General features: G+C 63.9%; 22 protein-coding genes and 1 pseudogene. 6 read left to right on the top strand and 17 right to left on the bottom strand.

What is annotated here, in order from left to right:
• Positions 1 to 155 precede the first annotated feature (155 nt).
• Positions 156 to 809 carry a DUF2865 domain-containing protein gene (locus WHZ77_RS04400; protein ID WP_375312561.1) on the bottom strand — a complete coding sequence of 218 codons (654 nt, stop codon included), beginning with the start codon at positions 807 to 809 and terminating at the stop codon, positions 156 to 158.
• An 11-nt stretch (positions 810 to 820) separates the two neighbouring features.
• Positions 821 to 1606, bottom strand: a complete 786-nt coding sequence (locus tag WHZ77_RS04395) for a L,D-transpeptidase (protein WP_375312560.1) — start codon at positions 1604 to 1606, stop codon at positions 821 to 823.
• A gap of 205 nt (positions 1607 to 1811) precedes the next feature.
• Between WHZ77_RS04395 and WHZ77_RS04390 the strand changes: the two genes are divergently transcribed.
• The 5 genes from WHZ77_RS04390 (at position 1812) to WHZ77_RS04370 (ending at position 6033) form a co-directional block, all read left to right on the top strand.
• Complete coding sequence (locus WHZ77_RS04390) at positions 1812 to 2924, top strand: AI-2E family transporter (protein ID WP_375312559.1); 1113 nt, start codon at positions 1812 to 1814, stop codon at positions 2922 to 2924.
• A gap of 77 nt (positions 2925 to 3001) precedes the next feature.
• Positions 3002 to 3373, top strand: coding sequence for a YqjD family protein (locus WHZ77_RS04385; RefSeq protein ID WP_375314657.1), 372 nt, complete (start codon positions 3002 to 3004; stop codon positions 3371 to 3373).
• 77 nt (positions 3374 to 3450) lie between these two features.
• Positions 3451 to 3906: a hypothetical protein gene (locus WHZ77_RS04380; protein ID WP_143841864.1), complete on the top strand. Its 456-nt coding sequence runs from the start codon at positions 3451 to 3453 to the stop codon at positions 3904 to 3906.
• A 187-nt stretch (positions 3907 to 4093) separates the two neighbouring features.
• Positions 4094 to 5236, top strand: coding sequence for an OpgC domain-containing protein (locus WHZ77_RS04375; RefSeq protein WP_375312558.1), 1143 nt, complete (start codon positions 4094 to 4096; stop codon positions 5234 to 5236).
• A gap of 167 nt (positions 5237 to 5403) precedes the next feature.
• Positions 5404 to 6033, top strand: a complete 630-nt coding sequence (locus tag WHZ77_RS04370) for a TetR/AcrR family transcriptional regulator (RefSeq protein WP_375312557.1) — start codon at positions 5404 to 5406, stop codon at positions 6031 to 6033.
• 10 nt (positions 6034 to 6043) lie between these two features.
• On the opposite strand, the gene WHZ77_RS04365 is transcribed toward WHZ77_RS04370, so the two are convergent.
• The 15 genes from WHZ77_RS04365 to urtA all read right to left on the bottom strand — a co-directional run bounded on the left by WHZ77_RS04365 (position 6044) and on the right by urtA (position 19659).
• Entirely contained in the window at positions 6044 to 7702 is a 1659-nt protein-coding gene (locus WHZ77_RS04365) for an HWE histidine kinase domain-containing protein (RefSeq protein ID WP_375312556.1), read from the bottom strand.
• 297 nt (positions 7703 to 7999) lie between these two features.
• Entirely contained in the window at positions 8000 to 8623 is a 624-nt protein-coding gene (gene ureG, locus WHZ77_RS04360; RefSeq protein WP_375312555.1) for an urease accessory protein UreG, read from the bottom strand.
• A gap of 39 nt (positions 8624 to 8662) precedes the next feature.
• On the bottom strand, positions 8663 to 9391 hold the full coding sequence (locus WHZ77_RS04355; protein ID WP_375314656.1) for an urease accessory protein UreF: 729 nt from the start codon (positions 9389 to 9391) through the stop codon (positions 8663 to 8665).
• Positions 9372 to 9986: an urease accessory protein UreE gene (gene ureE, locus WHZ77_RS04350; RefSeq protein ID WP_375312554.1), complete on the bottom strand. Its 615-nt coding sequence runs from the start codon at positions 9984 to 9986 to the stop codon at positions 9372 to 9374. The genes WHZ77_RS04355 and ureE overlap by 20 nt, the downstream gene beginning before the upstream one ends.
• Positions 9987 to 9997: 11 nt before the next feature.
• Positions 9998 to 10297, bottom strand: a complete 300-nt coding sequence (locus tag WHZ77_RS04345) for a putative quinol monooxygenase (RefSeq protein ID WP_375312553.1) — start codon at positions 10295 to 10297, stop codon at positions 9998 to 10000.
• Positions 10298 to 10320: 23 nt separating this feature from the next.
• The gene (locus WHZ77_RS04340) at positions 10321 to 10620 is read right to left on the bottom strand and encodes a putative quinol monooxygenase (RefSeq protein WP_014439644.1); all 300 of its coding nucleotides are present in this window, start codon (positions 10618 to 10620) and stop codon (positions 10321 to 10323) included.
• Between the two features lie 126 nt (positions 10621 to 10746).
• A complete protein-coding gene (ureC, locus tag WHZ77_RS04335; protein WP_375312552.1) occupies positions 10747 to 12462 on the bottom strand; it encodes an urease subunit alpha in 1716 nt (571 codons plus the stop codon).
• A gap of 49 nt (positions 12463 to 12511) precedes the next feature.
• Positions 12512 to 12817 carry an urease subunit beta gene (locus WHZ77_RS04330; RefSeq protein ID WP_375312551.1) on the bottom strand — a complete coding sequence of 102 codons (306 nt, stop codon included), beginning with the start codon at positions 12815 to 12817 and terminating at the stop codon, positions 12512 to 12514.
• Positions 12818 to 12826: 9 nt separating this feature from the next.
• Positions 12827 to 13129 carry an urease subunit gamma gene (locus WHZ77_RS04325; RefSeq protein WP_007605424.1) on the bottom strand — a complete coding sequence of 101 codons (303 nt, stop codon included), beginning with the start codon at positions 13127 to 13129 and terminating at the stop codon, positions 12827 to 12829.
• Between the two features lie 24 nt (positions 13130 to 13153).
• Positions 13154 to 13984 (bottom strand): urease accessory protein UreD, encoded by an 831-nt coding sequence (locus tag WHZ77_RS04320; protein ID WP_375312550.1) that lies wholly within the window; start codon positions 13982 to 13984, stop codon positions 13154 to 13156.
• Between the two features lie 31 nt (positions 13985 to 14015).
• Positions 14016 to 14711: an urea ABC transporter ATP-binding subunit UrtE gene (gene urtE / locus WHZ77_RS04315; protein ID WP_375312549.1), complete on the bottom strand. Its 696-nt coding sequence runs from the start codon at positions 14709 to 14711 to the stop codon at positions 14016 to 14018.
• Between the two features lie 3 nt (positions 14712 to 14714).
• A complete protein-coding gene (gene urtD, locus WHZ77_RS04310) occupies positions 14715 to 15476 on the bottom strand; it encodes an urea ABC transporter ATP-binding protein UrtD (protein WP_375312548.1) in 762 nt (253 codons plus the stop codon).
• 6 nt (positions 15477 to 15482) lie between these two features.
• Complete coding sequence (urtC, locus tag WHZ77_RS04305) at positions 15483 to 16649, bottom strand: urea ABC transporter permease subunit UrtC (protein ID WP_375312547.1); 1167 nt, start codon at positions 16647 to 16649, stop codon at positions 15483 to 15485.
• Entirely contained in the window at positions 16646 to 18253 is a 1608-nt protein-coding gene (urtB, locus tag WHZ77_RS04300) for an urea ABC transporter permease subunit UrtB (protein ID WP_375312546.1), read from the bottom strand. The genes urtC and urtB overlap by 4 nt, the downstream gene beginning before the upstream one ends.
• Before the next feature lie 83 nt (positions 18254 to 18336).
• Positions 18337 to 19659 carry an urea ABC transporter substrate-binding protein gene (gene urtA, locus WHZ77_RS04295; protein WP_375312545.1) on the bottom strand — a complete coding sequence of 441 codons (1323 nt, stop codon included), beginning with the start codon at positions 19657 to 19659 and terminating at the stop codon, positions 18337 to 18339.
• Positions 19660 to 20141: 482 nt separating this feature from the next.
• On the opposite strand from urtA, the pseudogene WHZ77_RS04290 reads away from it, so the two are divergent.
• Positions 20142 to 21722: pseudogene (locus tag WHZ77_RS04290) on the top strand (DEAD/DEAH box helicase).
• Positions 21723 to 21742 lie beyond the last annotated feature (20 nt).

The following is a 21742-nucleotide window of genomic DNA, read 5'->3' as shown; positions in this document are numbered from 1 at the left end:
CGGCGTCGTCCCCGCGCACGCGGGGATCCACACCCACAGGGAGTGGTTATGGCGCTATCCGCCAACTCCGAGACTTCGCCAAACTACGCTTCGCTTGTCCCGGACGACGAGCTTTGTTGGGCTTCCAGCGCGGCAACTCAGCCAACGCTTATCTCCTACTCCTTCGCCACCACCGGCACCTGCCGGAATCTGGCACGCACCGATTCCGGCAAGGGCGAGAAGTTCATCGCGACACCGCGGCGATCGTTGGCGTTGCGTTTGGCGACCACCAGGCCGTCCGCGCTTGCGACAATGTCTCCCTTGCGCAAGGTGGGATCCTGCTCGGCCTTGAGCTGGGCGAGCCCGGCCGGATCCTTGCCGTTGCAGGTGCAGCCGGCAACGATCTCGTTGCGGTAGCGGAACGCGTTCGGCAGGTCGGAATAGGATTTCCCGCCGTCCGTCGTGGCGTTGTCGATATTGCTGCCATAGACCAGTGATGTTTCGGAGGTCGGACAGAAGCTCTTGCAGGATTGCGCCTTGCTCTCGGCATCATTTCCCTGCGCCGGGAAATAACGGCCGTCGCAGCCGCGCACGCAATAGGCCGTGCCACCGCCATAGGAGGAGCGCTGGCGCGCAGGGTCGTGGCGCGGCATGTCCTCACTGGCGAAGGGCATTTGAATCTGCGGCGGCGGCCGCCGTCCAAATCCGCCGAACAGCGCCGAGAAGAAATCCTCCGCATGCGCCGACGGCGCCAGCACGAGACCCAGGGAGGCGACGGCGAAGATCCCCGCCGCGCTGCCGGCCAGTTTACCGATCGAACGTCTCTTCATCTGCTCAACTCTCAGTTCACGGCCGACGTCGCGACGTTCAGCGCCTGCCGGCCCGAGGGCAGCGTTGTCACGGCCGGGCGCTTGCGAGCCGGATCGCCGCCCCTCGCCATCAGCGGCGCGCTCTTCGGCAGCACCACGACCTTGGTGCCGACAGTGACGCGGCTGAACAGGTCGCTCACGTCCTCGTTGGTCAGTCGGATGCAACCGGACGAGACGAACTTGCCGATCGTGGTGGGATCGTTGGTACCGTGGATGCGGTACTCGCTCGAGCCGAGATACATCGCACGGGCCCCCAGGGGATTGCCGGGGCCGCCGGCGACGAAGCGCGGCAGATAGGGCTGGCGCGCGATCATCTCGGCCGGCGGATGCCAGTCCGGCCACTCCGCCTTGCGGCTGACGGTCTGCACGCCGGCCCAGGTAAAGCCTTCGCGGCCGACGCCAACTCCATAGCGAATGGCACGGCCATTGCCGAGCACGTAATAAAGATAAGTATTGGCGGTATCGATCACGATCGTGCCGGCCGGCTCGCTGCGGTCGAAGCTGACGATTTGTTTACGCAGCCGGTCGGGCAGCGCAGCATCTTCGTCGGCCACTTGCGGCTCGTCGGTCGCATAGCCCTGGTTTGCGTAACCTTGCGAATAGGTCTGGTCTTGCGGATAGCCCTGCGTTTGCATCGGTGCGTAGCCGAGCGTCTGGGCCTGTGCCGCGAACGGTACGGCCAGCAATGCTGTCGCGAAGGCAAAGGCGGTGACGGTGCGTGGCGGGAGGCTGCGACGGACTGCAGAGAACTTTGTCATGTGCTTGCCCCGTGGGATGTGCATCTCTGTGATGCGGCTTCCCAAGCAACGCAGCAGAACCGACTCAAGTTCCGCCGCCGGCCGCGGCGTCGACGTCACAGTCAAGCGAGCACAACTTCACGAAGCCGCGATGGAACCGGATCGCTCCCCCGCCGTTCTATGATCACCAATGGGCGCCCGGACACCTCCGTGCGGGAGAGATATTGTGCGCGTCCTTCCCAGTGAACGCTTGATTTCCGGCAACAGCGAAGGTGCCCCGCTTCTGGGTAGCCATACCGAGCTGCCGCCGGTCATCCGCCGCACCGAGTTCGTCGCCTATGCGCTCGGCGGCCTGCTCCTGATCGCCGTGATCGCGGTGCTCTATTTTGCCAGGGCATTCTTCCTCCCGGTCGTAATGGCAGTCGTCGCCGGCACCATGCTCTCGCCGGCCGCAAGCTTTCTCGAGCGGCGGCATGTGCCGCGGGCTCTCGGCGCCGTGTTGATCGTGATCGCGGTGACGACGGTGGTCGCTTTCGTCGTCGCGCTGATTGCGGTGCCCGCCATGGAATGGAGCTCACGCCTGCCGGAGTTGGGCGCGCAGCTGAAGGAGAAGATGCATGTCTTCGACCGGCCGCTGGCCCTGTGGAAGGAGTTGCAGACCATGGTCGGCGGCTCCGAGGGGCTGCCGAGCCTTCCGCTGCCGAAAGCCGAATGGGTGCAACCGACACTGGAATTCCTCTCGCCGACCTTCGCCGAATTCCTGCTGTTCTTCGCCACCCTGATTCTGTTCATCGCGAGCTGGCGCGACCTGCGGCGCGCGATGATCATGAATTTCGGCGATCGCGACGCGCGACTGCGCACCCTGCGGATCATCAACGAGATCGAGGTTCATCTCGGCAATTACCTGCTGACCGTCACCGTCATCAATGTCGGCGTCGGAATCACCACAGGAATCGTCTGTGCGGTCACCGGCATGCCCAATCCGGCCGGTCTCGGCGCACTTGCGGCTGCGCTCAACTTCATCCCGATCATCGGGCCGGTCGCGATGTTCGTCGTGCTCGCAGTGGTCGGGCTGGTTGCGTTCCCGACCATCGGCGGCGGCCTGATGGCAGCGCTCGCCTTCGGCGGTATCACCTTCCTGGAAGGACATTTCGTCACGCCGACCATCATCGGCCGCAGGCTGTCCCTGAACGCGCTCGCCGTCTTCATCGCGCTGGCGTTCTGGACCTGGCTGTGGGGCCCGATGGGCGCGTTCCTGTCGTCGCCGCTCCTGATCGTCGGATTGATCATGAAGGAGCATCTGATGCCGGAAAATTCGCCGCAGCTTCCGCAGGGATGATGGATTTTCCCGAACGGAACTTACCCGACAACGAAACGTTTTCCGCCCATCTCACCGCCAATAGTTCGGAGCTTGTCATGTCACTGACCGACAGCGAAGCCAGGATGAGAGATTGGACCGACAAAGCCACCGCAGAACGCCTCGAGAAGGATGTAGCAGCCGTGAAAAACGATATCGCCGCCCTCACCGACCAGATCACCGACGCACTCAACACCTTTGCCAACGCGACGGGCAAACAGGCCCGGCGCGGTTACAAGCAGGCGCGCGAGAACATGGATTCAACTTTCGACGACATGTCCGAACGCGGCAGCGCCATGATGGGCGCGGCGCAGGACGCCTATGGCTCGATCGAAGAGTCGCTGGAAGACGCGATCACGCAACGGCCGCTCGCGACCGTCGGCATCGCGCTCGGCATCGGCTTCCTGATCGGCGCGGTCTGGCGCCGTTGAGCGCGCCGCTATCGTGAGGTGACGGCGGCGCTGTGGCGCCGCCGCTATTGGCTTGTGGGGATTTGAGGAGCAAGTCCATGTTTCAACGCATTATCGACGGGATCAGCGCATCGACCGGCACGACAGTCCGGCTGACGTCGCTTGCCGCGGGCGCGGCATTCGCGCTGTTCATCACGACATGCTTCCTCTGTGCGGCCGCGTTCATTTCGGTGCTGGAGACATACGGCCCGGTGCAGGCCTGCCTCGCAGGCGCCGGCATCTTCTTCCTGCTGACGCTCACCGCAGCGGGCTCCTATTGGGGCTACAAGCGCGAGATGCAGAAGCGCGCCCGGATCGCCGCGGAGCGTGCAGCGAAGTCGGCGGCGCAAAGCATGCTCGCCGACCCGATGTTGCTCGCAACGGGGCTTCAGATCGTTCGCGCGATCGGCATCAAGCGGCTGTTGCCGATCCTGGCGATCGGCGGCGTCGCGCTCGGCATCATGGCGAGCCGCGCCGGCGTATCCGACGAGGCATCCGCCGAACCCGCCGAGTAGCGATGAGCCGCCAAGAGGTGCTCTTGGCGGCTTGGACAGGCGCGCCTGCTGGAATTTGACGGTTGATCCTGTGCGCAATTTTGCGCCATTCGGGAAAAATCCGCTCCCCATCACGCAAACGCTACTCGGATAGGCAGGTGGTTGCCGCTAAAAGCAGCGCCCCTGATTCCAGAAGTCATTTTCCGCGATGAAACCGTCGGTCAAGGCGAACCTCGCCGCATTCCATCACGACGCCAGGCTTTATCTAACGCTCGGCATTGCCAACTGGTCGGTGTTCGTCGACCACATCCCGAATAACGTCGTCAATTTGCTGACGCTGCGAAACTTCGGCTTCAGCGGCGCGGCGGACCTGTTCGTGTTCGTGGTGGGTTATGGCGTCGCCATCATCCACGGCAGGATGGCGCTGGAGCGCGGCTATTTCGTCGCGGCGACGCGCATCTTCCGTCGCGTCTGGCGCCTCTACGCCGCCTATGTCGTGCTGTTCGTGATCTACATCGACACCATCGCCTATGTCGCCTCGCAATCGATGGCGCCGGAAATCATCCACGAATACAACATCTCCGGCATTCTCGAGCACCCGCTACGCATCCTGGTCCGCGGCCTCGTGCTGCAGGAAGAGCCGCTGAACCTCGACCTCCTGCAGCTGATGATCCCGCTGATGGCGTTCTTTCCGTTTGCGCTGTGGGGCCTGTTGCGGCGGCCGAACCTGACGCTTGCGGCGTCGGTCGCGCTGTATCTTGCGGCACGCTGGTTCGACTGGAATTTCCGTGTCTACCCAGATGAGGAATGGACCTTCAATCCGCTGTGCTGGCAGATGCTGATGGTTCTGGGCGGCTGGTTCGCCGTGACGGGAGCGTCCGGCCGCGCGTTGCACAACATGACCTGGCTGCGTCTCCTGGCAGGCGCCTATATCGTGTTCGCGATGGCCGTCACCCTGATGCGCCATTCGCCGGCGCTATCAGCCTATTTGCCGGACCTCCTCCTCAACAGCATCGCGCCGACCGACAAGGAAAACCTCGCACCCTATCGCGTGGTCCATTTCCTCGCGCTCGCCTTCATCGCGACCCATCTCATTCCGGCGGATCACCCCGGCCTCAATTGGCGGCCGCTCCAGGCTGTGATCACGTGCGGAGAGGAATGGCTCGCTGTCTTCTGCGTCGCCGTTTTCCTGTCCTTCGCCGGGCATCTGATCCTGATCACCGGCGCGAACCTCGTGGTGATGCAGATCGCGGTGAGCCTCGTCGGTTTTGCGGCGATGACCGCGGTCGCCTATTATATTTCCTGGTCGAAGCGGCAGGACCTTCCGGCGGCCTTCCGGCAGCAGGCCTAGAGCCCTTTCCGTTCCGACAGAATCGCAACGGGAATCTGGATATCTTGTTTTGACACGTCTTCTTTACGCAGACCGGTATCCACTTCGCTCGGAAACGCTCCAGCAAATATTCGTGCGATTCTGCTAGGCCGAGACCTGTGGCTGCGCTATGCCGAAAGGTGCTCTGCATGAGAGGTCCGGGCGTCGCAATGGTGAAAGGCGGGGGTGATGAGGTCGACAGCGCGCCCCGGCGCGGCCGGCCACGGTCGATCGAAACCACCAACGCCATTCTCGAAAGCGCCTATTCGTTGATGGCCGCCACGGGCCTTGCCGCCACCACCATCGACGCCGTCGCGCGCCATTCCAGCGTCTCCAAGATGACGATCTACAAATGGTGGCCATCGCGGGAAGCGCTGCTGATCGACGCCTTCCTCCACCATGCCGCACAAATGCTGCCGTTGCCGCCGGCAAGTTCCGGCACGCCCGCGGCGCGCGCACGCCGCCATGCCGCGGCTTATGCCGAGGCGCTCCAGGACGAATTTGGCAAGGTCCAGCTCGCCGTCATCTCCGAATGCATTTCGAAGACCGGATCGGCGGAGCTGTTCTACTCGCGCTATCTGCAATTCCGCCGCGACGCCCTGGTCGAGATGATCGCGGCCGGTCAGAAGGACGGCAGCATTCTGTCGGAGGGCAAGCCCGAGGATCTCTACGACGCGATCTATGGCGGCCTTTTCTACCGCTACGTCTTCGGCATCGCGCCGATCTCGCCGGCCTATGCGCGCACCCTGGTCGATCTGGTGCTGCGGCCGACAGACTAGAAGCGCACATCTATCGTACCGGTTTCACCGGCTGCGAGAGCTTTTCCGTGCGGTCGCGCTCGGTCATGTCGACCACCGTCTCCATCGGCGCGGTCAGTTCATAGACATAGGAGACGTCTGTGAAAAAGCGCTTGGCGGTGCCGCCGAGCGCTTCCGGCGCGACACGGTCGAGCAGGATCAGACCGAAATCGGAATCCGGGCGCCGCGTCGCCTCACTGGTGTTGAACTCCTCCCAGCGGAAAAGAAAGACCTCGTCGGCCCCCTCGCCCGTCACCGTCCAATTGGCCGTGATGTGCGGATGCTTGCCGACCAGCGACAGGCCTTCGTCGGAGTGCGAGGCAAGCTCGAAGAACAGCAGCGACAGGCTCTGCGCCGCGCGCGCGCTGACGGCAATGTCCGGGCCGGTGACGGCGATGCGGTCGGCATGCGGAATGGCGCGCGCCTCGAACAGGCCCTTCAGCTTGACACCCTGCCACTGGCTCTCGCTGAGCAGCGAGACCACGTTGGACATGGCGTGGATGCGGCCGATCAGCAGCTCGCGCGCGACGTCGATGTCCGAACCGTGGCGCAGCGTGCGCGTCACGATCGACTGGATTACCGCCAGGATGTTCTTGACCCGGTGGTTGAGCTCGTCGATCACCGCGGTCAGGCGGCGCTCGAAGCCGATCCGCACCTGGATTTCGCGGCTGAGCCGCAGATTGTTGTAGGCGACATAGCCGAACAGGCCGCACACCATGGCGGTGATGGCAAAACCGATCGCCGCTACGATGATCGCGGTCTGCTCGGCGCGACGCGCCGAATTGGACTTCGCGTAATAGCCGAGCTGCCAGTCGCGCCCGCCGAAGCTGACCGTGCGCGTCGCCGATGGAGCCGGCCCATCCCCCGCCGTCGTGCGCGCGGAGACCGCGCCCTGGTCGTTGGCAACGAGTTCGCCGCCGTCCTTGCGCGGGTCCTTGAGGGCGACCGCAAACAACGACATGTCGTCGTTGGTCAGCATCAGCGAGGCAAGCTCATAGGAAAACGTGACAAAGCCGACCGGCTCGATCGCGCCCTCGGGAATGACGGGGGCCGCGACGATGACGCCGACCGGACCGTTGCCGCGCAGGAGCGGCACCGGATCGGAGGCCACCGACCTCTTCTCGATCCTGGCGCGGGCCAGCATCGCGCTGCGCACCGGGTCCTGATCATAACTGCGGCCGGGCAGCGCCTTGGTCTCGTCGCTGCGCGGCTCGAGGTCCATCAGCACGTCGATCGGCCGGGTAAGGCTTGCGGGATCGATCGGTTTGTCGCCGAAGTCGCGGATTTGCGGATTGGGGAAGCCAGCGGCCGCGATCGCAGCCTGTGCCGCGGTCAGTTCGTTCGGCTGCAGCCTGGCTATCCAGCCAGCCACCACGAAGTCCGTCTTGAAGGCATAGATGGCCGAGCGCAGCGGCTCCAGCATGTTCGGCTTGAGCACGGACGGCGCGCGGAACAGGCCTGAGGCGACGCGCGCGAGCAGCTCGCGCTCGGTCAGCCGGTCCTGGACCAGGCTTGCATGCACGTCAATCGCGCGCGCCAGCGCGATCCGGTCCAGCGCCAGCTCCTGATCGTGGACGCGATAGGCCGCGAGCCCGGAGAGCAGAACCCCAAGCAGAGCGATGAAGCCGATGATGAATCCCAGCCGGACCAATTGACTACTCAGGCAAAAGCAGCAGGTCGGCAATAAACATGGAGCATGTGAACGCCGCTCGAACGGGCCTGTGCCGAAACAGATAGGACCCCAGTGCCGGAGATAATGAAGGAGGAGGCATCAGCACGCAACTTCGGTTGCCTGAAAAGCTTAATCCGTCCGGCCGATGGTCCGGCCATGACGGCTTTGCTTCGGGCAACGGAGGTAGTTAATCGCCGTGTCCGAAATTTGTTCCGCAAATGCGGCCTTCCCCCCGGCGTCGGCAGCGGAAAACACCTGCGCCATGTCGTCGCGCCATCAGCCAGCCCGTTTCAAGCCACCTTTCGCCTCGATGAAACCGACGATTTGGTCCAGCCCCTCGCTCTTCTTCAGGTTGGTCATGACAAAGGGGCGCGCCCCGCGCATCCGCCGGGCGTCCGTGTCCATCTTCTCCAGGGAGGCGCCGACATGGGGCGCGAGGTCGATCTTGTTGATGACCAGAAGATCTGACCGGGTGATGCCGGGGCCGCCCTTGGACGGGATCTTGTCGCCGGCGGCGACGTCGATGACGTAGATGGTGAGGTCGGCCAGTTCCGGGGAAAAAGTGGCAGCGAGATTGTCGCCGCCGGATTCGATCAGCACGAGATCAAGGCCGGGGAATTTCGCACGCATGTCCGCGACCGCGGCGAGATTCATCGAGGCGTCCTCGCGAATCGCCGTGTGCGGGCAGCCGCCGGTCTCGACGCCGGCGATGCGATCAGGTGTCAGCGAGCCCGACCGCACCAGGAACTCCGCGTCCCATTTGGTGTAGATGTCGTTGGTGATCGCGGCGATGTCGTAGCGTTCGCGCATGGTCTTGCAGAGCAGGTCCATCAGCGCGGTCTTGCCGGATCCGACGGGGCCACCGACGCCGACACGCAAGGGGCCGTGAGATTTCGACATGTCAATCGCTCTCTCTTGATGGGTTGAACGCCGCATCGCTCACGAGCGAAACAGCCGCGTATACTGCGTCTCGTGCCGGAGACTGGCGAGATCAGCGCGAAACGTCGCGCCGCCGAGATCGTCCAATGTCGCATTCAGCGCTCGGTTGGCGGTCGCGGCGACCGCGGCTTCCAGCTTCACCAGCACGCGCTGGCTGTCGGTCTGGCCGAGCGGAATGAGGCGGCTCGCCGCGGAGATCCAGTTCGAGACCAACGCATGCAGAAAGGCGTGCAGGGTCTGGGCCAGCGGCACGCCGTGCATCGCCGCAACCACGCCGACGGCGACGGGATAGACCAGCGGCGTGCCGCATGCCGCGACCATTGCATCGAGGCCTTCCGCATCCCATGCCGCGCGAGAGATGTCGATGAAGGCGCGGCCCTGCGAGGTCGTCTCGAGCTGCCGCTCGCGCGACGGCACGAAGGCGGCGGCGAGTTCGGCGACATCGTTTAAGGTGCTCTCCTCGCCGGCCTCGGCGGCCCGGTAAGCATGGACCAGGAAGGTCGCATCGCAGAAGCCGGAGCCGTCGCCGAGCATCGCGTCGAGCCAGTCAGCGAGCGTCGCAATGTCGGTGATATCGCCCGCCTCGACCGCCCATTCGATGCCGCTGGAATAGGAGAATCCGCCGACGGGAAACGCCGGCGACAGCCAGGTCATCAGCCGGTACAGCGCGGCCGCCTCGCGCTCGGCGAGGTCACCGGCACGAACCGGCTCATTTGTGGTCATGAGCATGCTTGTGGCCGTGGTGATGGTCGGGATGGTCGCAATGCTCGTCGTGATCGTGGCCATGGTCATGCGCGGCATGGTCATGGCCGTGATGATCATGCTGACCGTGCCCGTGATCATGATGATCGTGGTCGTGATGGACATGGTCGGCGTGCTTATGCGCGTGGCTGGCGTCGGCATAGGCGCCGCCTTCCGGATCGAACGGCGCCTCGATCTCGATCACGCGCGCGCCGAGGCCTTTCACCATGGCCTCGATGACGTGGTCACGGCGGATGCGCAGGCTCTTGGCCATGATCTGCGTCGGCAAATGGCGGTTGCCGAGATGCCAGCCGACGCGGATGAGGTGATGCGGGTCGTGGCCGCGAATCTCGAGCAGCGGCTCGGGCGCCGCGACCACCTCGACCAGCCGGCCGTCTTCCAGCACCAGCGCATCGCCTCCGCGCAGCGCGACGGCATTCTCCAGGTCGAGCAGGAATTCGAGCCCCCGCGTTCCCATCATCGCCATGCGGCGGCGGTGCCGATCGTCGAAATCGAGCACGACCGTGTCCGCCGGCGTCTCCGTGAAGCGGTGCTGTCCCCTAACCTGCGTCGCCCGGATCATGTGCTGTATCCTCAGAGCTTCTCGACCTTGCCGTCGCTGACGATCTCGATCACCGTCGGCGCCGTCTTCATCTGCGCGGAATATTCGCGCCACACCTTCATGTGCGGCGCCTTGGCATGCGCGGTGAGATCGTCGCGGGTCTCCCAGCGCTCGACCACCACGTAAAGGTTGGGGTTGTTGACGCTAACATTGCCGTCATAGGAGATGCAGCCCTTCTCCTTGAGGGTCTCGACGGTGCAGGCCTTGTGCCCCTTGATGAAGTCGTCCTTGTTTTCCGGCTTCATGGGCGTGGTGGCGATAACATAGATCATGGGGTTATTCCCTGTTGTTCTTGTTAGCGGACGTCGACCTTCTCGGGCGTGATCACTTCGATCTTCGGTGGCGCCGTAAAGCACTTCACCGCGACGCGGCCGAAGGTCTTCATGTGCTCCATGCCACGATGCGGCACCAGTGCCTCGGCATTCTCCCACTGCTCGACGAACACCATCTTGGCGGGATCGGTGACGCTCTCATGCAGGTCATAGGCGATATTGCCGGGCTCTTTCCGCGTCTCCTTGATGCAGGCGGTGGCGGCTGCGATGAATTCGGCGCGCGTCTCGGGCTTGATGGTCAGGGTGGCAACGACGTAGATCACGAGAAATCCTCCCGGCTCTTCTTCTGGGTTCACGATACCGGGCGGGACCTTAGACCAGGCGGGACCGAACGCAAAACCGCAAAGACCACCCGGATATGCGCCCGGAACATGCGTTGAGGCGCTATTTCAGTACATGAAATATCGCTGCGCCATCGGCAGCACCTCGGCCGGAGCGCAAGTGAGCAATTCGCCGTCGGCGCGGACCTCATAGGTCTCCGGATCGACCTCGATATTGGGCGTCGCGTCGTTGTGGATCATGCTCTTCTTGGAGATCTTGCCGCGGGTGTTCTGGACCGCGTAGAGCTTCTTCTCGATGCCGAGCTTGCGCGCCAGCCCGCCGGTGATCGCGGCCTTCGAGGTGAACACCACGGACGACGCCGTGCGTGCCTTGCCGAAGGCGCCGAACATCGGCTGGTAGTGCACCGGCTGCGGCGTCGGGATCGAGGCGTTGGGATCGCCCATGGGTGCTGCGACGATCATACCACCCTTGACGATGCAGTCCGGCTTGACGCCGAAGAAGGCCGGCGACCACAGCACGAGATCGGCGAGCTTGCCCTTCTCCACCGAGCCGATCAGCTTCGACACGCCATGCGCGATCGCCGGATTGATGGTGTATTTGGCGATGTAGCGCTTGACGCGGAAATTGTCGTTGTTCCTGCCCTTGTCCTGCGGCAGCGACCCGCGCTGCTTCTTCATCTTGTCCGCGGTCTGCCAGGTCCGGATGATGACTTCGCCGAGCCGGCCCATGGCCTGGGAATCCGACGACATCATCGAGAGCGCGCCGAGATCGTGCAGGATGTCCTCGGCCGCAATGGTCTCTTTCCGGATACGGCTCTCGGCGAACGCGAGGTCCTCCGCGATGGAGGGATCGAGATGGTGGCACACCATCAGCATGTCGAGATGCTCGTCGATGGTGTTGCGGGTGAAGGGGCGCGTCGGGTTGGTCGAGGACGGCAGCACGTTCTTGAGCCCTGCGACCTTGATGATATCAGGGGCATGGCCGCCGCCGGCGCCCTCGGTGTGGAAGGCGTGGATGGTGCGGCCCTTGAAGGCCTTGATCGTATCCTCGACGAAGCCGGATTCGTTCAGCGTGTCGGTGTGGATCATCACCTGGATGTCGTAATCATCGGCCACCGACAGGCAGTTGTCGATCGCAGCCGGAGTCGTGCCCCAGTCCTCGTGCAGCTTCAGGGCGCAGGCGCCGCCCTTGATCATCTCGACCAGCGCGGCGGGCCGCGAAGCATTACCCTTGCCGGAAATGCCGAGATTGACCGGGAAGGCATCGAATGACTGGATCATCCGTCCGATGTGCCACGGCCCCGGCGTGCAGGTGGTGGCGAAGGTGCCATGCGACGGGCCGGTGCCGCCCCCGAGCATCGAGGTGACGCCCGACATCAGGGCGTGCTCGATCTGCTGCGGACAGATGAAATGGATGTGGCTGTCGAAGCCGCCGGCGGTGAGGATCTTGCCTTCGCCCGCTATCACGTCGGTGCCGGGGCCAATGATGATGGTGACGCCCGGCTGGATGTCGGGATTGCCGGCCTTGCCGATGGCCGAAATCATGCCGTCCTTGATGGCGACATCGGCCTTCACGATGCCCCAGTGATCGACGATCAGCGCATTGGTGATGACGGTGTCGGCCGCGCCCTGCTTGTTGGTGACCTGCGACTGCCCCATGCCGTCGCGGATCACCTTGCCGCCGCCGAACTTCACCTCCTCGCCGTAGGTGGTGAAATCCTTCTCGATCTCGATGATGAGATCGGTGTCGGCCAGCCGCACCCTGTCGCCGGTGGTCGGACCGAACATGTCGGCATAGACGGAACGTTTGATCTTGACGGACATCACAAGCCCCGTTTGATTTTGAGTTCTTGAGCGGGCGGGCGCTGGAAGCTCACAGCTTCCCCATGACGTCGCCACGAAAACCGTAGATCGTCTTCTTCCCCGCCACGGCGACGAGCTGGACGTCGCGGGTCTGGCCCGGTTCGAAGCGGACGGCGGTGCCGGCGGCGATGTCGAGGCGCATGCCGCGGGCTTTCTTGCGGTCGAATTTCAGCGCCGGGTTGGTCTCGAAGAAATGGTAGTGCGAGCCGACCTGGATCGGGCGGTCGCCGGTGTTGGCCACCGTCAGCGCTACGGTCTTGCGGCCGGCATTGAGCTCGATCTCGCCGTCCTGGATGAAGAGTTCGCCGGGGATCATGCTTCCCTCCTACCTGATCGGTTCGTGCACGGTGACGAGCTTGGTGCCGTCCGGAAAGGTCGCCTCGACCTGGATGTCGTGGATCATCTCGGGAATGCCGGGCATCACCTGGTCGCGGGTCAGGACCTGCGCGCCGGATTGCATCAGTTCGGCGACGGTGCGGCCGTCGCGCGCGCCTTCGAGGATGAAATCGGAGATGATCGCGATCGCCTCGGGATGGTTGAGCTTCACGCCGCGATCCAACCGGCGGCGGGCCACGATCGCCGCCATCGAAATCAGAAGCTTGTCCTTTTCGCGGGGAGACAGGTTCATGCGAAATCTCTTCCGTTCAACACTTCAATTCAACCAGAGCCGCGGCAGCGCCGCACCGGTGCGCGCCAGCACGGTCATCATGTCGGCACGCAGGCGCGCCGCATCTTGGGCACAGAACCGCGCCATTGCAAATCCATTCCAGGCGGAGATCCCGACTTCGCCGGAGAAGGATTCCGACGCCTCGCGGATGCGCTCGACCAGCGCCTCGTCGCCGGGAACGATCAGCGCCGTACCGATCGCGGCACCGCCATCGGCCACCGCCGATCGTCCAAGTTTCGCGCCGATATTGCCATCGAGCCTGACAGTCTCGGCGAACACAAGCTTGCCGCCGCGGGAGAGCCGCCAGCGGTCGACGAACTCGCCCTGCTCCATCCGCTCGCCCATGGCGGTACGGCCGAACACGACGATCTCGCAAAGCAGGAGCGAAGCGGCGTCATCGAGCGCGATGTCGAAGCGGCGATGAACCCGGGCGCGATCGAACAGAATCGTCTCCTGCGGTAGCCAGCCGAGATGCGCGCCCGCGCCGACCTTGAGCGCGATATTGAGCTCTGCCGCCTGTCCCGGCGCGCGGTAGATCTTCTCGGCCGCCGCCGTCGTCAGCGTCAGCCGCGCGGCGTCAGCGGCGGTGATTTCGATGTCGAAGCGATCGCCGCCGGCAACGCCGCCGGCCGTGTTGACGAACACGCCGGAAAGCCCCTCTCCTTCCGGGGACGGAAAACGCACGCGCAGGGAGCCGGATTCATGCAGGACGCCGCGCCGCGTCACGCCATCGCGCGCGTGGACGTCGAAGCGCACAGCGCCACGGGCGCGGTTGGCTTCGAAAACTCCTGATGTGACTGATAGGTCGCTCCGCATCCGCCTCCCCAGCCGGCCGCGTCGGAATGACTTACAGCGCCATTTGGCGGCTGATTTCGGCCGGGTCGAGATTGGATCGGTCGCAGGTGAATTTTACCGCGCCGCGATCCATCACCGCGAAACTGTCGCCGAGTTCGCAGGCAAAGTCGAGATATTGTTCGACCAGCACGATGGCGATGCTGCCGAGGTTGCGCAGATACGAAATGGCGCGGCCGATGTCCTTGATGATCGAGGGCTGGATGCCTTCAGTGGGCTCGTCGAGCAGCAGAAGCTTTGGCCGCATCACCAGGGCGCGCCCGATCGCGAGCTGTTGCTGCTGGCCGCCGGAGAGGTCGCCGCCGCGACGGCCGAGCATGGATTGCAGCACCGGAAACAGCGAGAACACGTCGTCCGGAATGTGCCTGTCCTCGCGCTTGAGCGGACCGAAGCCGGTCTTGAGGTTCTCCTCGACCGTCAGGAGCGGGAAGATCTCGCGGCCCTGCGGCACGAAGCCGATGCCCTTGCGCGCCCGCTCATAGGGCTTGAGCCCGGTGATGTCGTTGCCGTCGAGAACGATCGCACCCGAAGAGATCGGATACTGCCCGACCATGGCGCGGAGCAGCGAGGTCTTGCCGACGCCGTTGCGCCCGAGCACGCAGGTGACCTTGCCGGGCTCGGCCGCGATCGAGACGCCACGCAGCGCCTGCGCCGCGCCGTAGAACAGGTTGATGTCCTTGACCTCAAGCATTGCTCAGCGTCCCAAATACACTTCGATGACCCGCTCGTTGGACGAGACCTGGTCGATGGTACCTTCCGCGAGCACGGTGCCTTCATGCAGGCAGGTCACCTTGACCCCGAGCTCGCGCACGAACGTCATGTCGTGCTCGACAACCATCACGGTGTGAGTCCTGTTGATCTCTTTCAGCAACTCGGCGGTGAGATGCGTCTCGACGTCGGTCATGCCGGCGACAGGCTCGTCGACCAGCAGGAGCTTCGGATCCTGCGCGAGCAGCATGCCGATCTCGAGCCACTGCTTCTGGCCGTGGCTGAGGCTGCCGGCGAGGCGGTTGCGCGCCTCGGTGAGGCGGATCGTCTCCAGCGCCTTGTCGATACTCTCGGACTCGGCCTTGCTGCCGCGCCAGAACAGCGTGCCCTTGACGCTGTGATCGACGTTGAGCGCGAGCAGGAGGTTGTCCTGCACGGTCTGGCTCTCGAACACAGTCGGCTTCTGGAATTTGCGGCCGATGCCGAGCTCGGCGATGCGGGTCTCGTCGAGCCGCGTCAGGTCGGTGACGCCGTCGAACAGCACCGTGCCCTCGTCCGGCTTGGTCTTTCCGGTGATGATGTCCATCATCGTGGTCTTGCCGGCACCGTTCGGGCCGATGATGGCCCGCATCTCGCCGGGCTCGAGCGTCAGCGACAGATTGTTGATGGCATGAAAGCCGTCGAACGAGACGTGCACGCCGTCGAGATAGAGCATCGCGGAAGTTGCGCGGGTGTCCATGACGTTCATTACCGCCTACTCCGCCATCTTCGGTTCGGTGACGCCGTCTTCGGCCGCGGCGCTCGCCGAGGTCGCGGCGCGCCTTTCCTTCGACTGGTCCCACCATGCATTGAAGGTGCCGACGATTCCCTTCGGCAGCAGCAGCGTCACCAGGATGAACAGCGCGCCCAGCATGAACAACCAGTAGGGCGCCAGCATACCCGAGGTGAAGAACGTCTTGGCGTAGTTGACGACGACGGCGCCGAGCGCCGCGCCGATCAGCGTACCGCGGCCGCCGACCGCCACCCAGATCACCGCCTCGATCGAATTGCCCGGCGCGAATTCGGATGGATTGATGATGCCGACCTGCGGCACATAGAGCGCGCCGGCGACACCGGCCATGCAGGCCGAGAGCGTGAACACGAACAGCTTGTAGGATTCGACGCGATAACCAAGAAACCGGCTGCGCGATTCCGCGTCGCGGATTGCGATCAGCACCTTGCCGAGCTTTGAGGACACGACGGAGCGGCAGATCAGGAACGCGACAATCAGCGCCAGACAGCTCAGCGCGAACAGCGCGGCGCGGGTGCCCTCGGCCTGCACGTTGAAGCCCAGAATGTCCTTGAAATCGGTCAGGCCGTTGTTGCCGCCGAAGCCGAAATCGTTGCGGAAGAAGGCGAGCAGCAGCGCATAGGTCATCGCCTGCGTGATGATCGACAGATAGACGCCGGTGACGCGGGAGCGGAACGCGAGCCAGCCGAAGCAGAAGGCAAGCAGGCCGGGCACGACCAGCACCATCAGCGCTGCAAACCAGAACATGTCGAAGCCGTACCAGTACCAGGGTAGCCTCGAATAGTTCAGGAACACCATGAAGTCGGGCAGGATCGGATTGCCGTAGACGCCGCGGGTTCCGATCTGCCGCATCAGGTACATGCCCATCGCGTAGCCGCCGAGCGCGAAGAAGGCGCCGTGGCCGAGCGAGAGGATGCCGCAATAGCCCCAGATCAGGTCGATCGCGAGCGCCAGGATCGCGTAGCAGACATATTTGCCCCAGAGCGCGACCAGATAGGTCGGCACCTGCAGGAACGAGCCCGCGGGCAGCAGCAGGTTGGACAGCGGGATGAGAATTCCGCAGGCCGCGACGACGGCGAGGAAGATCGTCGCGCCGCGGTCCAGCGATCGCGTCAGCATGTGAGGGGTCATGCTTCCACCGCACGGCCCTTGAGCGCGAACAGCCCGCGCGGGCGCTTTTGAATGAACAGGATGATGAGAACCAGGATCGCGATCTTGCCGAGCACGGCGCCGGCAACGGGTTCCAGGAACTTGTTGGCGATGCCGAGCGTGAAGGCGCCGACCAGCGTGCCCCAGAGATTGCCGACGCCGCCGAACACCACGACCATGAAGCTGTCGATGATGTAGCTCTGGCCGAGATTGGGGCTGACATTGTCGATCTGCGACAGCGCGACGCCGGCGATGCCGGCAATGCCCGAGCCGAGACCGAAGGTCAGCGCATCGACGCGGGAGGTGGCGATGCCCATCGAGGCGGCCATGCGGCGGTTCTGGGTCACCGCGCGCATCTCGAGGCCAAGCGCGGTGTAGCGCAGCATCGCGAGCAGGATCGCGAACACCGCGAGCGTGAAGACGAGGATCCAGAGCCTATTATAGGTGATGGTGATCTGGCCTAGCTCGAACGCGCCGCTCATCCAGGAGGGGTTGCCGACCTCGCGATTGGTCGGGCCGAACATGGTGCGCACCGCCTGCTGAAGCACCAGCGACAGGCCCCAGGTCGCGAGCAGCGTTTCCAGCGGACGACCGTAGAGGAAGCGGATGATGCTGCGCTCGATCACGACACCGAGCGCACCGGCGACGAGAAAGGCGAGCGGCACGGCGATCAGCAGCGAATAGTCGAACAGGCCGGGATAGCGGGTGCGAATCACCTCCTGCACCACGAAGGTGGTGTAGGCGCCGATCATCACCATCTCACCATGCGCCATGTTGATGACGCCCATGACGCCGAAAGTGATGGCGAGACCGATCGCGGCGAGCAGCAGCACCGAGCCGAGCGAGAGGCCGTACCAGGCGTTTTGAACCGTGGACCAGACCGCAAGCGAGCTCTGGATCGAGCCGATCGCGCTTGCGGCGGCCTTCGTCACCGAGGCCGGCTGGTCGCCCATGCCGGTGAGCAGGGCCATCGCCTCCTGGTCGCCGCGCGCCTTGAGCGTGGCGACCGCTTCGAGCTTCTCGACCTCGGTAGCGTCCGACTTGAACAGCAGGATCGCCGCACGGGCGTCACCGAGCGCGGCCTTGACGGATTTGTTGGTCTCCTTGGCGAGCGCGCCGTCGACCGCATCGAGAGCCGTCTCCTCGTGCGACTTGAAGACGGATTGCGCGGCCTGCAACCGCGTCCCGATGTCCGGAGACTGGAGCGTCAGGCCGCCGATCGCAGCGTCGACGCTGCGGCGCAGGCGGTTGTTGAGGCGGACCGCGCTCGCGCTGTCGGGAACGCTGGTGACGGGCTGGCCGGTCGCGGCGTCGATCGACTTGCCGTCGGCGCCGGTGATGTAAACCTTCTTGCTGTCGAGATCGGCCATGAGCCGGCCGTCCTGGAGCGCGCTGATGATGGGGAAGGCCAGCGGATTGCCGCTGCTCGCGACCACGCCGATCGCCTCTTCCGTGTCGGAATAATCATCGTTGGCAAATTTGGCGACCGCATCCTCGAATGGACCGGCGAAGGCCGGCAGCGCGAACGCAATCAAAAATAACGAGAGCAGGAGCGAACCGAGACGGGCGGGCAAATTGGCTGGCACTGTGAATGACCCCGGCAGAAAATGGTGGAGAAGGCGGCGGGATAGCCGCCTTCTCCGTCTTGCAGTCGAACGTCAGATCCGGATCAGGAACCCGAGCCGAGGCACTTGTTGGTCTTGGTGTTGAAGTTGCCGCACTTCTTGCCGACCCAGTCGCCGATCAGGTCCTTGGAGCCCTCGAGCTCCTTCGACCAGGCGTCGCCGGCCACGAGGCCCGGGGTCTTCCAGACCACGTCGAACTGACCGTTCGCCTTGATCTCGCCGATGAACACCGGCTTGGTGATGTGGTGGTTCGGAAGCATCTTGGAGGTGCCGCCGGTCAGGTTCTTGGCTTCGATGCCGGGGAGAGCGTCGATGACCTTGTCGGGATCGGTGGACTTCACCTTCTCGACCGCCTTGACCCACATGTCGAAGCCGATCACGTGCGCTTCCATCGGATCGTTGGTCACGCGCTTCGGATTCTTGGTGTAGGCCTGCCACGCCTTGATGAACTTCTCGTTCTCCGGCGACTTGATCGACTGGAAGTAGTTCCAGGCGGCCAGATGGCCGAGCAGCGGCTTGGTGTCGATGCCGGCGAGCTCTTCCTCACCCACCGAGAACGCCACGACCGGGATGTCCTTCGCCTTGATGCCCTGGTTGCCGAGCTCCTTGTAGAAGGGAACGTTGGCGTCGCCGTTGATGGTCGAAACCACCGCGGTCTTCTTGCCGGCCGAGCCGAACTTCTTGATGTCCGCCACGATCGTCTGCCAGTCGGAATGACCGAACGGCGTGTAGTTGATCATGATGTCTTCCTGGGCGACACCCTTCGACTTCAGATAGGCTTCCAGGATCTTGTTGGTGGTGCGCGGATAGACGTAGTCGGTGCCCGCGAGCACCCAGCGCTTCACCTTCTCGTCCTTCATCAGATAGTCGACGGCGGGGATCGCCTGCTGGTTCGGCGCAGCACCCGTGTAGAACACGTTACGCTCGGACTCTTCGCCCTCGTACTGCACGGGGTAGAACAGGATGTTGTTCAGCTCCTTGAATACCGGGAGCACCGACTTGCGCGACACCGAGGTCCAGCAGCCGAACACGACCGCGACCTTGTCCTTGGTGATCAGCTCGCGGGCCTTCTCGGCGAACAGCGGCCAGTTCGAAGCGGGGTCGACGACAACGGCTTCGAGCTTCTTGCCGAGCACGCCGCCCTTCTTGTTCTGCTCGTCGATCAGGAAGAGGATGGTGTCCTTCAGCGTGGTTTCGCTGATGGCCATGGTGCCGGAGAGAGAGTGAAGGACACCGACCTTGATGGTGTCGTCCGCGGCTTTTGCACCGGAAATGGTAGCCAGACCAAGCATCAGTCCGGCTGTCGCGGCGAGAAGACCGCGGCGGCTAAATGAAGCCGCTATATCGTGAGTGGATTTGGTAAGCATGATTGTATCATCTCCCTGACGCAGACGTGAAAAAAGACGCTGCGAAACGGCCCCAAGGCCGCCTGCGATTAACGGAATCGCAAGAACCATGCCATGGGCTGAGCACATGCCAACCTATTGGTCAGAATAAACAATTTTACCGCCATCCAAGTTTCGCCACGAGCCGATTGCCTAAAAATTAGACTAATAAAATGTATGCCAATGTGGCAGTCAGCTCGTTTTTTGAGCAAAATGTTGTCTATGTCTAATTTTCCAGCATAACTATTTTTGCACTGCAATCGCCCTTTGGCGCAGACGCGCCTTGAAAGCGCCTCCTCGATGTTCCATATGACTTTACGAGACCTCTTTCGAATCAGGGGGTCGTTGCGAGCCGCGTGTTCTTAGGCCCCTCCGGGCGTCTGGCTTGCCCCATATCTCCCAGCCATCCGACACCCCAAACACGCAGGTGTCTTCTCGACACCCTTCTGCGCGCGCCGCGCTGAATGCGCCGGCTGCCCGCTTTTGACATGGAAAGAACCCATCTTTTGAATTCGTTTCAGGACTTCGGCCTCGCCGAACCCCTCGCCCGTGCTCTCGCCGAAGAGAAATACGTCACCCCCACCCCCATCCAGGCCCAGACCATTCCCACGGCGCTGACCGGCCGGGACGTCGTCGGCATCGCCCAGACCGGAACCGGCAAGACCGCGTCCTTCGCGCTGCCGATCCTGCACCGCCTGCTCGAGAACCGCATCAAGCCGCAGCCCAAGACCTGCCGCGTCCTGGTGCTCTCGCCGACCCGCGAGCTGTCAGGCCAGATCCTCGACAGTTTCAACGCCTATGGCCGTCACATCCGCCTGTCCTCGACGCTCGCCATCGGCGGCGTGCCGATGGGCCGCCAGGTCCGCTCCCTGATGCAGGGCGTCGACGTGCTGGTCGCCACGCCCGGTCGCCTGCTCGACCTCGTGCAGAGCAACGGGCTGAAGCTTTCAAGCGTCGAATTCCTGGTGCTCGACGAAGCTGACCGCATGCTCGACATGGGCTTCATCAACGACATCCGCAAAATCGTTGCCAAGCTGCCGATCAAGCGGCAGACGCTGTTCTTCTCGGCCACCATGCCGAAGGACATCGCCGAGCTCGCCGACGCCATGCTGCGCGACCCCGCCCGCGTCGCGGTGACTCCGGTCTCATCGACCGTGGAGCGGATCCAGCAGCGCATTATCCAGGTCGACTTCTCCGCCAAGCCGGCGTTCCTCGCCCAGCTGTTGAAGCAGGAGCCGGTGAACCGCGCGCTGGTCTTTACCCGCACCAAGCACGGCGCCGACAAGGTCGTGAAGACGCTCGAGAAGGCCGGCATTCCCGCCAGCGCCATCCACGGCAACAAGTCGCAGAACCATCGCGAGCGCACGCTCGCCCAGTTCCGCTCCGGCGATATCCGCACCCTGGTCGCCACCGACATTGCCGCCCGCGGCATCGATGTCGACGGCATCACCCACGTCATCAATTTCGACCTGCCCAACGTGCCCGAGACCTATGTGCACCGCATCGGCCGCACCGCACGCGCCGGCGCCGAAGGAACCGCGATCTCTCTGGTCGCAGGTGGCGAGGAGCTTGCCTATCTCCGCGATATCGAGCGGCTGATCAAGGTCGCACTGCCGCGTGAGGATCTCCGCACCGACGCCGGCCGCCGCGACGCGGGTCCTCCCCCGGCGCAGCAACGACAGGGCCGGCCAAGCGGCCGCCCGGGCCAGCGTCCGCAAGGCGCAAGGCATGGTGAAGGACGCCATGGTGACGGACGTCGTACCGACGAACGGCATGCCGACGGACGCCGCCATGGCGCCGGCAAGCAGGGCGACGGACGGCCCGGTGAAGCTCGGCATGCCGATGCACGGCCCGGCAGTGCTCCGAAGGCCTCGAAGGGATCTCGCCGCCGCCCCGGTGGCAAGATGCACTCCTCGCAAACCGACCGTTCCGAACAGCGTTCCGCGCATAGCGCCGGGGCGCCTGATGGGATATAAGGCGTGGCCTTTTTGCGCCGTGAGAGTCGGCCGACTGCCCAACCGAACCGCAAACCCCAATCGCACTAGCCGTCCACGACCTGGAGATA

Origin of the sequence: Bradyrhizobium sp. A5 (genome assembly GCF_042076515.1) — a bacterium.
In the GTDB taxonomy this organism is placed as follows: Bacteria; Pseudomonadota; Alphaproteobacteria; order Rhizobiales; family Xanthobacteraceae; genus Bradyrhizobium; species Bradyrhizobium cosmicum.
Note: the sequence above shows the minus strand (reverse complement) of the source record. Positions and strands in the feature narration are given on the sequence as shown.

Excerpts from the sequence above, each read along its gene's own strand:
- WHZ77_RS04400 (WP_375312561.1), bottom strand. The coding sequence starts at position 809 with ATGAAGAGACGTTCGATCGGTAAACTGGCCGGCAGCGCGGCGGGGATC.
- WHZ77_RS04395 (WP_375312560.1), bottom strand. The coding sequence starts at position 1,606 with ATGACAAAGTTCTCTGCAGTCCGTCGCAGCCTCCCGCCACGCACCGTC.
- WHZ77_RS04385 (WP_375314657.1), top strand. The coding sequence starts at position 3,002 with ATGTCACTGACCGACAGCGAAGCCAGGATGAGAGATTGGACCGACAAA.
- WHZ77_RS04380 (WP_143841864.1), top strand. The coding sequence starts at position 3,451 with ATGTTTCAACGCATTATCGACGGGATCAGCGCATCGACCGGCACGACA.
- WHZ77_RS04375 (WP_375312558.1), top strand. The coding sequence starts at position 4,094 with ATGAAACCGTCGGTCAAGGCGAACCTCGCCGCATTCCATCACGACGCC.
- WHZ77_RS04370 (WP_375312557.1), top strand. The coding sequence starts at position 5,404 with ATGAGAGGTCCGGGCGTCGCAATGGTGAAAGGCGGGGGTGATGAGGTC.
- ureG (WP_375312555.1), bottom strand. The coding sequence starts at position 8,623 with ATGTCGAAATCTCACGGCCCCTTGCGTGTCGGCGTCGGTGGCCCCGTC.
- WHZ77_RS04355 (WP_375314656.1), bottom strand. The coding sequence starts at position 9,391 with ATGCTCATGACCACAAATGAGCCGGTTCGTGCCGGTGACCTCGCCGAG.
- ureE (WP_375312554.1), bottom strand. The coding sequence starts at position 9,986 with ATGATCCGGGCGACGCAGGTTAGGGGACAGCACCGCTTCACGGAGACG.
- WHZ77_RS04345 (WP_375312553.1), bottom strand. The coding sequence starts at position 10,297 with ATGATCTATGTTATCGCCACCACGCCCATGAAGCCGGAAAACAAGGAC.
- ureC (WP_375312552.1), bottom strand. The coding sequence starts at position 12,462 with ATGTCCGTCAAGATCAAACGTTCCGTCTATGCCGACATGTTCGGTCCG.
- WHZ77_RS04330 (WP_375312551.1), bottom strand. The coding sequence starts at position 12,817 with ATGATCCCCGGCGAACTCTTCATCCAGGACGGCGAGATCGAGCTCAAT.
- WHZ77_RS04325 (WP_007605424.1), bottom strand. The coding sequence starts at position 13,129 with ATGAACCTGTCTCCCCGCGAAAAGGACAAGCTTCTGATTTCGATGGCG.
- WHZ77_RS04320 (WP_375312550.1), bottom strand. The coding sequence starts at position 13,984 with ATGCGGAGCGACCTATCAGTCACATCAGGAGTTTTCGAAGCCAACCGC.
- urtE (WP_375312549.1), bottom strand. The coding sequence starts at position 14,711 with ATGCTTGAGGTCAAGGACATCAACCTGTTCTACGGCGCGGCGCAGGCG.
- urtD (WP_375312548.1), bottom strand. The coding sequence starts at position 15,476 with ATGAACGTCATGGACACCCGCGCAACTTCCGCGATGCTCTATCTCGAC.
- urtC (WP_375312547.1), bottom strand. The coding sequence starts at position 16,649 with ATGACCCCTCACATGCTGACGCGATCGCTGGACCGCGGCGCGACGATC.
- urtA (WP_375312545.1), bottom strand. The coding sequence starts at position 19,659 with ATGCTTACCAAATCCACTCACGATATAGCGGCTTCATTTAGCCGCCGC.